The organism is Streptomyces sp. NPDC049577 (assembly GCF_040675635.1).
GTDB lineage: Bacteria > Actinomycetota > Actinomycetes > Streptomycetales > Streptomycetaceae > Streptomyces.
In genome coordinates, this window is the sequence record NZ_JBFAPH010000329.1 from 1 (window position 1) to 7,013 (window position 7,013).

At 66.5% G+C, this 7,013-nt stretch carries 8 protein-coding genes; 4 read left to right on the forward strand and 4 right to left on the reverse strand.

Annotated features, from left to right (window positions below; translation table 11 throughout):
- Positions 1–190 precede the first annotated feature (190 nt).
- Entirely contained in the window at positions 191–748 is a 558-nt protein-coding gene (locus AB0K09_RS27235) for a flavoprotein (protein ID WP_366068055.1), read from the reverse strand.
- A gap of 3 nt (positions 749–751) precedes the next feature.
- Positions 752–1,309 carry a class IV adenylate cyclase gene (gene cyaB / locus AB0K09_RS27240; RefSeq protein WP_366068062.1) on the reverse strand — a complete coding sequence of 186 codons (558 nt, stop codon included), beginning with the start codon at positions 1,307–1,309 and terminating at the stop codon, positions 752–754.
- Positions 1,310–2,243: 934 nt separating this feature from the next.
- On the opposite strand from cyaB, the gene AB0K09_RS27245 reads away from it, so the two are divergent.
- Complete coding sequence (locus tag AB0K09_RS27245; protein ID WP_366068056.1) at positions 2,244–2,969, forward strand: hypothetical protein; 726 nt, start codon at positions 2,244–2,246, stop codon at positions 2,967–2,969.
- Positions 2,970–3,004: 35 nt separating this feature from the next.
- On the opposite strand, the gene AB0K09_RS27250 is transcribed toward AB0K09_RS27245, so the two are convergent.
- On the reverse strand, positions 3,005–3,565 hold the full coding sequence (locus AB0K09_RS27250; protein ID WP_366068057.1) for a flavoprotein: 561 nt from the start codon (positions 3,563–3,565) through the stop codon (positions 3,005–3,007).
- Positions 3,562–4,584 carry a hypothetical protein gene (locus tag AB0K09_RS27255; protein WP_366068058.1) on the reverse strand — a complete coding sequence of 341 codons (1,023 nt, stop codon included), beginning with the start codon at positions 4,582–4,584 and terminating at the stop codon, positions 3,562–3,564. The genes AB0K09_RS27250 and AB0K09_RS27255 overlap by 4 nt, the downstream gene beginning before the upstream one ends.
- A gap of 434 nt (positions 4,585–5,018) precedes the next feature.
- Here AB0K09_RS27255 and AB0K09_RS27260 point away from each other — a divergent pair, with 434 nt between their 5' ends.
- The 3 genes from AB0K09_RS27260 to AB0K09_RS27270 all read left to right on the forward strand — a co-directional run bounded on the left by AB0K09_RS27260 (position 5,019) and on the right by AB0K09_RS27270 (position 7,000).
- Positions 5,019–5,447 (forward strand): hypothetical protein, encoded by a 429-nt coding sequence (locus tag AB0K09_RS27260; protein WP_366068059.1) that lies wholly within the window; start codon positions 5,019–5,021, stop codon positions 5,445–5,447.
- Positions 5,448–5,452: 5 nt separating this feature from the next.
- Entirely contained in the window at positions 5,453–6,322 is an 870-nt protein-coding gene (locus AB0K09_RS27265; RefSeq protein ID WP_366068060.1) for an aminoglycoside 6-adenylyltransferase, read from the forward strand.
- A 219-nt stretch (positions 6,323–6,541) separates the two neighbouring features.
- On the forward strand, positions 6,542–7,000 hold the full coding sequence (locus tag AB0K09_RS27270) for an RICIN domain-containing protein (RefSeq protein ID WP_366068061.1): 459 nt from the start codon (positions 6,542–6,544) through the stop codon (positions 6,998–7,000).
- The last annotated feature ends 13 nt before the right edge of the window (positions 7,001–7,013 follow it).

Genomic DNA, 7,013 nt, shown 5'->3' on the forward strand with positions numbered 1-7,013 from the left:
ATACGTTCCAGTGGGGCCGCTGTCGTGTCTGACGGTAACTTCTGGGCGGGTGATGCGCAGGCAGGTGGGTCGTCGCTGTTGGCGAGGGTTGGCAAGGCCGGTAGCATCACGGGAGCCAACACTGAGACTCGCTTCAGTACGGGCTCTGGCCTCCTGCCGAGCATTTGTCTGCGGATGAGGTTCAGGTGATTCAGGCATGAGGTGTCGGAGCGCTCTCCGCGGCCTCCAGAACTATGTGCCACGGGTACGCCGCCATCTGTAGTCCGCCCGTGCCCGGGGCATGGGGTGTCCACTCGCCTTCCCCATAGAGCACCCGGATCCCCGTGCCCCGCAGCACCTCCACCGAGCGCCGCGTCGCCGGGTGAGCGTCGAGCGCCGTCGACCAGAACGACAGCGCCACCACCGGAATCCCGAGCCCGACGGCCTCGGCCAAGACGCCCAGGGCGTATGTGTCCGTGATGCCGGCGGCCCACTTGTTGGCCGTGTTCATCGTCATCGGCGCGACGATGACCGCATCGGCTGGAGGGTTGCGCTTCTGCTCTCCTGCCCGGCGCCAGCCGCTCCGGACCGGGCGCCCCGAAGCCGCTTCAAGCGCCGGGACATCGATGAAGTCGCCTTCCACGGCAGCCGGAGTGGCGATGACGCACACGTCCCAGCCGCGTTCCGTCGCTGCAGTCACCAGTCGAACCGCCTGGGCCGCCGGTCCGGCCGCGCAGATGATGATGTACAGAACGCGATGACCCGGCAACGTTCAACTCCTTCGGCGCGCGGCGACCGCGTCCGTGTACAGCTCTGTGGTCACGTCCCCGTCAGCGAAGCCGAGATCTGTCAGCACCGCCCGAACGTCCTCCAAGGCCGAGTCCACCTCGTCGTCCTTCGACAGGGTCTCGACCTCAAGGAATGTTCCATGGATGTCCGGGACCTCCACCAAGGTTGCGAGCATATGACGGCCGCGGGCGTCGAACTCATAGTTGCGGCAGTGCTTTTCGAAGGCGATCGACACCACGTACCCCAGGCCACGGAGCATGGCATGAACGGCGTCCGGAACCTCGACCCGTGTCTCGTGCTCGGGCTTGGAGCCTGACGCGTCGTCCACGCGAGGTTCCTTGTACGTGAGAAACGAGCTCTCGCCCTCATCGCCTCTGACTGTGCGCAGCCGTAGTTCCCGGTCGCCGGACCCGAGGGTCTTCTCCGGGGTGTCGTAGTACGTGTCCCGATAGACCTCGGCCCTGCCCACGGCCAGCTGTTCGAGGCGATGCACAACCCCCTCCGGGTCGCTGACGCGTACCTTGAGTTCCGCTTCGATCACCATCAGCTCTCCCTCACCTCAGCTCGACGGCCATGGCATCGAGCATGCGCCGAAAGCCTCGGTACAGCGGGCCCTGCGAAGTCTCGACCACCTTGTACGTAGCCGACTCGTGCCCTTCCCAGACAGAATCGAAGGCGGAGACGAACATGGTGGTGTCCAAGCGGATGATCCGCCACGGCGGCAGTGTCCGGTACCGGTACAGGGACAAGTCACATGTTTCAGCAAGCTCACGCAGCCGCGTCTCCGCCAGCCGTACCCCCCCGCTGGACAGTGACTCCGGAGATTCCTGATCTCCGCGGCACGAGTCACGACCGTGGGAGCGTCGGGAGCGGAGGGGGTACGCAGGAAGGTCATGTGCGGCCGGGGACTGAGAGAGACGGTACCCGGTCCCGAGCGGGGCGCCCGGGGTCTACGTCTACCCTGCCCACGACGAGCTCTTCGGGCCACCGGTCGCAAGTGTCTGGAGGAGGAGCGGGCGTAGGTTGTTCAGGAGACGGGCTTCGCGCTCACATCCGTCGACAATCTGCGCTGAGCTGTGGAGGTGCCGCTCGGCGGCGTCGCTCCTTCTGGCCGGTCGTTGTGCGTATGCCCGGTTCCAGGGGTGTACGACGCCGGATCGGGGCGGCCAACCGTGAGCGACGCCGGGAGACGACCGTGGGCAAGGGGCCCGAATGAGATCTCGTGTGAAACGTTCGCTGGGGCTCGCGAGCGCGGCGCTCGCGAGTGCTGCACTCGGGCGGCTGGTTGGCGGGAAGAGCGGGTGAGGATCCCGGGCAGCGAGCTCATGTCGCGTGATAAGGCGGGTGTGTAATGGATTTTCCAACGATACCGGAGGCCTGATCGGCCGGTTTGTCCCACTGTGCCGGTAATGGCCTACGGTATTGTCAGGACACGTCAAATTGCGACCGCTAGCTAGAAGCAGGGAAGCCTGACGATGGATATCGCCGCGAAATTGTCTGCGCTTCCCAATGTGGAGCCACTCTCAGGCGTTTCGGATGCCTGGAAGTGGTCTCCCGCCCCAGGGTTCGTGTTGTTGGCGGCATTGAGTGCCGACCGCCGGCATGTGTTCAGATTGAACGCCAAGGACTCGTACGATGCGGAACTGTGCCGCGCTGTCCTTGAGTTCGTACGTGAACGAGAAGACGAAGCGATTGGGCGGCCTGAGCCATTGATTGCTCTGCCGGGCTTCTCCTGGCCTGGACGCGAATTTGATGTCGTCGGCCGGATCAGGCCGGAGGCCCATCGAATCTTCCCGGGGGATCCGGACCTCAACAGGGTTGTTTTCGGCATCTTTCCTGGCTATTCGTCCGAGATCTCCGGTGTCGAGTCGGCGGATCAAGCTGCCGAGCGATTTAGCCGTATGCTCAAGACCTCAGATTTGAACCGTAAACCAAGTCCGTATGTGCTGGTGCGCTTCGACAACCCGCAAACTGGCGCAGGAACGGTCGGTGCACTACCGACCTTCGTCTCGCCGGACTGCCTGTTGCATGAGTTGCGGCTTCTTGAGGGCGTAGGGGATGCCTATCTTGAGTTGTGGAACCACCGGAACGAGAAGTGGATGGTGCGGTGGGACGGGCGCTGGTGCGCTTTCGGAAACGGTCGGAAGCTGAGTATGTCGGCCGACGAGGTCGCAGTTTGGGCAACGTCAGTAATTCAATGAGCCGAGTGATCAGAACTCGATCATGTGGTTGTGGCCTATCGATCCTGAGGTGCCTTGGTGCTTTCTGCCAAGTGGAGGGCCGCATGCCAGGGATATAGCGTCAGTTGCTGTCCTCCCGTGCCCGGGCGGTGGGGTGTCCATTCGCCCTCCCCATAGAGCACCCGGATTCCCGTACGGCGCAGCACTTCCACCGAGCGCCGTGTCGCCGGATGGGAGTCGAGGGCCGTGGACCAGAAGGGGAGTGCCACCACGGGAATACCGAGCCCAACGGCTTCGGCCACGACGCCGAGTGCGTACGTGTCCGCGATGCCGGCCGCCCACTTGTTGGCCGTGTTCATGGTCATCGGCGCGACGATGACCGCGTCGGCGGGAGGGTTCCGCTTCTCCTCTCCGGCCCGGCGCCAGCCGCTCCGTACCGGGCGTCCAGAAGCGGCTTCCAAGGCCGGGACGTCGATGAAGTCGCCGTCCATGGCAGCGGGAGTGGCGATGACGCAGGCGTCCCAGCCGCGCTCCTTCGCCGCCGTGACCAACCGGACCGCATCGGAGGCGGGACCTGCCGCGCAGACGATGTGATAGAGCACCTTGCGCTTGGTCATACCGCGACTCCTGCTCGCGACGCCAGCGAGCGCAGCAACGCCACTTGTCCGCCCTGGTCGCGCATCAGCAATTCCCCGATCAGTTTCCGGACTACCGGACGAGACCGTACCTCCTGCGGCGCCTCCCGCTCGGCCGCCAGCAGGGCGGCCGTCGCCTTTTGGGACCTTCCACATGCGTGAAGGGCGTGAGCGACATCTGTCCAGAAGACGGCACGCCGCTCAGCCACTGCCAAGGTCTTCACATCAACCTTTCGCGCCTCAACAAGTGCCTTACCGGCGTCGCCCAGCGTCAGTGCGATCGTCACCCGGTGAAGGAGGACGTTGTTCGGGCCGAACGCGGTCCAACAGCGATTGGATTCCTTCATCAAAGCGGCGGCGCGCTCGGCCTCATCAAGGAGCGTCGATGCCGTATCCCGGTCATCTGCCGCCGAGGCGGCCCACGCTCCCCGCAGCAGCAAAGCACCGAAGACCGCGACCCTGTCCGGCTGCGATCTGGTCACCGCACCCGAGATTTCGTCCGCTCCACGAATGGCTACTCCGAGGCTCTGGCGGTGGTGCCCCACCGCCGTCACCGCATGGGTGAGAATGCGTGATGCCGTAGCGATCGCCGCCGGATCGCCGACCCGGCGAGCCGCCGCCATGGACCGTTCGGCCGCCACCCACGCCGAGGGCGGATCACCGTTCTTCAGGAACAGGGATGCCGCCACGTGGTACGCGTCCACTGCGACTCGGTCGACGCGCTGTTGATCGGATTCAGACCTGTGGCCCGGGGTCAAGTCGGCGAGAAGGCCCGGGAGGTGGCTTGCCAACTGCGTGTAGTCGCAGCGCTGGATCCGCCTCTTGGCCGTGACCGCGGCTCGCGCCAACACGCGGGGGTCACTGGGTTTTGTTGTGCGGACGACTGTTCCGGCGAGGACATCTCGCAGTTGATCCAGCGGGTCGACCGAAGCCTGCGCGAAGATGTCCTCCGTAAGGGCCGGTGCCCCAGCGGCTGTGACCGCCGTCAGGGAGTACGTCACGAAGTCGCGCCTCTTCAGGGGACTATCGTGCGACACCCTGGGCCGAGACGGTCTGCTGAATCCGAGTTCTTCAGGCGGTCGCCGTAGCAGGTTCTGGAGGACGGCCCGGGCCGCGGGATGAGGCCAACCCGGTCGCTTGGACTCCCAGCGGCGTACCTGGTGGACCGAGATCGTGACCTTGAACCCGAGCGTACGAGCCGCGCCATCGAACGCTTCGACGAACTCTTCTTGAGTATGTAGGCCCTCCTCGATGCGAGCCCGCACGAACCTCGGGTTCCCCGGCTCACCCGGCACGGTCACCTCCGCGAGTGCTGTGCCTTCAACGTAGTACGTCGGTCGGTCCGGCAGCCGTGAAATGTCCTCTTTGATGTCCGGTGGAGCGACCGCTCATCCGGCCTGGTCCTCGGCATGTGACCAGCGGTGTCCTTGGACGCATGAGAAGCAAGACGTCCCACCCCGCCTGGCTGCTCAAAGCCGCAGCCGACCCCGCCGTCGCCGCCGAGCTCTGGGCCGGCGGCCGCACCGCACCGCTTGTCATCGGGCGTCAATGGGACCTGGCCCGGATCGACTTCCCCCTCGCCACCGCCGCGATCTGCGAGCTCAAGGCCCGCGGCCGGCACATCGGGCCGTACCTGATGGGCGGTGCGGAACGCGCCATGTGGTGGCCGGTGCCCCTGGGGACCGGGTACCGGCTCACCGGAGCGCCCGGGGTCCACGTCTACCCCGCCGGCGCCGAGCTCTTCGTGCCGCCGCCCGGCAAGTACCTGGGGGAGCGGGCGTGGGTCGTTCAGGAGACCGGCCCCGCGCTCACCTCCGCCGGCGATCTGCGGCAAGCACTGGACGCCGCACCATATGTAACGTGACGGCCATGGAAGATCCCGACAAACTGCTCCGCGCCGTACTCGACTTCGCCTCCCGGCAACCCGGCATCGACGCAGTCGTCCAGACCGGGTCGCGCGCCCGGGGCCTGCGCGTGGACGAATGGTCCGACCTCGACATCGAGCTGATCGGCCCGGGGGCCGTGGGGCTCGCCGGTAGCGACACCTGGCAGGAGGAGATCGCCCCGACCCTGCTCAGCGTCCACCTCGCGAACGAGGGCGAGGACGAGCCCGACTGGCCGACCTGTCTCGTCGTCTTCGCCGAAGGCCGCAAGGTGGACTTCACCCTCGCCGGGCCCGAGCGGCTGGAGGCCATGAAGCGCGACGGACTGGACGACCTCTACGGACGCGGGTACGTCGTCCACCTCGACCGCACCGGTGTCACCGAGGGGCTGTCGCCCTCCCACCCCGCACCGCCCGCCTGGACGGCGCCGGGCTCCCGCGAGTTCGAGGAGAACCAGCGGGAGTTCTGGTTCGAGGCCACTCAGGTACCCGTCTACGCCGCCCGCGGTGACCTGTGGCCCGCGGCGAGTCGGCTGGCCGAGATGCGGGAGCTGCTGCTGACCATGCTGGAGTGGTACGCGGGCGCCCGTTCCGGTGGGCGTACGGACACCTGGTACGGCGGGCACCACCTCGCCGAGTGGCTCGGCGACGATTACCGCGACCGGATTCCCGATACGTTCGCCCGCTACGACGCCGCCGACATCGTGCGCGCCTTGCGTGCCACGGCCGGGCTCTACGCGGACGCTGCCGCGGCGACTGGGCGGTTCCTCTCGCTCCCGGTCCTGGACCTGCGCGACCGTGTCCTCGGGCACGTCGACGGCATCAGTCGGGGTGTCACGTCCTCCGAGTGCCCTTGAGATCGGCAGCCGTCACGCCCGAGCCCGGCCCGTACATGTCCGGTTCCAGGATGTATGACGCCCGATCGCGGCGGCCAACCTTGAGCGACGTCTGACAGGGGCCACCGTCGGGAGGTACTCCGCATGACATCTCGCCTGAAGCGTCGGCTGGGGATCGTGAGCGCGACGGTCGCGAGCGCCGCACTCGCCCTGACCGGGACAGCGGCAACGGCTACGGCAGTGCCTTCGCAAGCCGGCGGTATCTTCAGCCTGCGCAGCGCCGCCGACCCCAGCGGGAACAAGTGTGTCGGCCTGGCCGACAACGGCAGTACCGCCAACAGGACGATCCTCGTCCTGTGGGACTGCCATCTGCACCCCGACCAGTGGTGGTACAGAGGCGACGACGGCGTCTCCCTGCGCGGATACGCCTCCGGCTATCCGCAGGGCAAGTGCATAGGGCTGGCGGACAACGTCAGTGACAGAAACGGGACGCGTCTGGTGCTGTGGGACTGCCACCTCCACCCCGACCAGTGGTGGCGGATGCAGGATCTCGGCGACGGCACCTTCGCCCTCGTCTCCGCGGCCGGTCAGAACAAGTGTGTGGGGCTGGCCAACAACGGCAGTACCGCCAACGGGACCCCGCTGGTCCTGTGGGACTGCCATTTCCACCCGGACCAGCGGTGGTTCACCCGCTCGTAGCTGAAAAGCACCG